We start from the raw sequence: 2,529 nt of genomic DNA, 5'->3' as shown, positions 1-2,529 counted from the left end.
CTCACCGCTCGGGGTGGTCTCGGGTGCGGTCGGGTCGCCGCCTGCGCCGGAGTCCGAGCCTGAGTCGGAGCCGGAGTCGCCTCCGGAGCCGCCGTCCTGCCCGCCGTCGCCGCTCCCCTGGTCCGCGCCCTGGCCGCCGTCGGTCGAACTGCCGCCCTGCCCGCCACTCTTACCGGTGGAATCGCCGGACTCGTCGGGGTCGGAGGAGTCGCTGGGGTCCCCGCTCGGGCCGGTCTTCGGGCCGTGGTCGGTGTCGTGGTCGCCGGAGTTCGAGGACCCGCCGCCGGTCACACCGCGGGAAATGCTCGTACCGCCCTGGGTGTCGTTGCCGAACCACGCGGCCATCGAGCTGCCCGAGGCCAGTTCGATGGAGGTGATGACCAGCATGGCGACGGCGAAGACGGTGCCCGCGGCGAGGCCGGTGCGCTTCCAGCCGCGCAGCCGGGTGCCGTGCACGGTCCCCTCGGTGTACTCGCCGGGCTCCGGCTGGGGCAGCGTCCGCGAGCCGGCCTCGCCGTCACCGTGTGTGCCCGGCTTCCGGGACCAGGGCCGGGCCTTGGTCTGGACGGTCACCTCGCGGATCTGCTCGCCGGTGCGGCGGAAGACATGCTGGAAGAGCGAGCCGCCCGCGGTGGCCACGAGGCTCATCACGCCGGCGCCGATGATCGTCCCGTAGACCCCCATCGTGGAGGCCAGGAAGGCCGCGGCCACGGCGGCCAGGGCGCTCCCCGCCACCTGAGCAGCGCTCAGATCCAGCCGCTTCTCCTTGTGCTGCGCCTCAGCTTGCGCCTGTTCGCGCATCCCCATCCTCAGATCGCCGGTTTCTTCCGCTTGACGTGCTTGTACGCAGAAGGGACTCCCCTGACGGAGGGGTCAGTTCCGAATCGGCGAGTTCTGTGAACAAGGCCACCCGATTCACCATGAGTCGGACACTCAACTCCCTTGCGCGAGGAGAACTTCCGCGGCGCGGCGGCTCCACCCACGTGGCCCGAATGGAGTACTGTGGCGAGCCCTGGCTCCGGTTTCTCGTCCTGCCGCCCGGACCCACCGGGGGGCCGGAGGCGGCGCTCGGATCGGTGAAGCCGCGGCAGCAGATGGGTGGCGGCGCACAGGGCGACGGACACGGTCACCGAGAGTTGCGAATTGGTAACCGTGTCATAACGGCGTATCCGGGCGCATGCCCGACACGCCGGGCAACTCGGCAATGTTGTGGCAGGCTGCACCCGGGCAGGCCACACTCGTCTAGCGGAAGCAGCGACGCACGTGACGTCGGCAGGCACCACCCGGGAGGTCCCCATGCCCGAACTGCGTGTCGTGGCCGTCAGCAACGACGGCACACGGCTGGTGCTGAAGGCTGCGGACAGCACGGAGTACACGCTTCCGATCGACGAGCGGCTCCGTGCCGCCGTCCGCAACGACCGGGCCCGGCTGGGCCAGATCGAGATCGAGGTCGAGAGCCATCTGCGCCCGCGGGACATCCAGGCGCGGATACGAGCCGGTGCCTCCGCTGAGGAGGTCGCGCAACTCGCGGGCATCTCGGTCGACCGGGTGCGGCGCTTCGAGGGCCCCGTTCTCGCCGAGCGCGCGTTCATGGCCGAGCGCGCCCGCAAGACACCCGTACGCCGCCCCGGAGAGAACACCGGGCCGCAGCTCGGCGATGCCGTCTCGGAACGGCTGCTGCTGCGCGGCGCCGACCGGGACACCGTGCAGTGGGACTCGTGGCGGCGGGACGACGGCACCTGGGAAGTGCTGCTCTCCTACCGCGTCGCGGGCGAACCGCACTCCGCGAGCTGGACCTACGACCCGCCGCGCCGGCTCGTCCAGGCCGTGGACGACGAGGCGCGGGCGCTGATCGGCGAGACGGACGACGCCCCGGAGCCGAGCTTTCCGTTCGTGCCGCGGATCGCGCGGCTGCCGCGGGATCGGCCGCTGGACCGGCCCGAGCGGCCGGAACGGCCGGAGCTCACCGACCGGTTGGACCGGACCGAACGGTTGGATCGAGTGGACCGGGCCGAGCGCGTGCCCGCGCCGGCGGCCTCGTCCGAGCCGGACGAGGGCGGGGAGCGGGACTCGCTGACCAGCCTGCTGGAGGCGGTGCCGAGCTTCCGGGGCGACATGGTCGTGCCGGAGCCTTCGGCGCCCTCTGAGGAGGCGGACGAGGAACCGGAACCCTCCGCGGAGGAGCCGGCTGCGACGGCCGCGGCCGGGGCCGGGTCTGCGTACGCGGATGTGCTGATGCCGCGGTCGGTCGGCAGTCACCGGGACCGTCTCACCGGGACGACCGATCGGCAGGCCGAGGCCGACGGGGTCCGCCCCGGGCGCCGGGCGGCCGTCCCCAGCTGGGACGAAATCGTCTTCGGCACCCGCCGCAGCAAAAAACCGGAATAGCCTCCGGCCCGGGCCCACGCATGAACCTGCACCGGTTCACCATGCAGTGGGCATGCGGTCACCGCTCCGGCGTGAGCGCCGGGTTCCCGTTCCGGTGTGGGCAGGCGTTCCGCAGGGCGGAACGGGTGGGCACACCGGAAC

2 protein-coding genes are annotated in these 2,529 nt (G+C 72.4%); one reads left to right on the top strand and one right to left on the bottom strand.

What is annotated here, in order from left to right; genetic code table 11:
- On the bottom strand, positions 1 to 801 hold an 801-nt coding region (locus tag AOK16_RS15035), incomplete at its 3' end, for a hypothetical protein (protein ID WP_055472760.1).
- A gap of 462 nt (positions 802 to 1,263) precedes the next feature.
- Here AOK16_RS15035 and sepH point away from each other — a divergent pair.
- On the top strand, positions 1,264 to 2,388 hold the full coding sequence (sepH, locus tag AOK16_RS15030; protein ID WP_205627690.1) for a septation protein SepH: 1,125 nt from the start codon (positions 1,264 to 1,266) through the stop codon (positions 2,386 to 2,388).
- The last annotated feature ends 141 nt before the right edge of the window (positions 2,389 to 2,529 follow it).

This window comes from Streptomyces pathocidini, from assembly GCF_001418495.1.
GTDB classification, from domain to species: domain Bacteria; phylum Actinomycetota; class Actinomycetes; order Streptomycetales; family Streptomycetaceae; genus Streptomyces; species Streptomyces pathocidini.
This window is presented reverse-complemented; position numbering and strand designations above follow the sequence as displayed.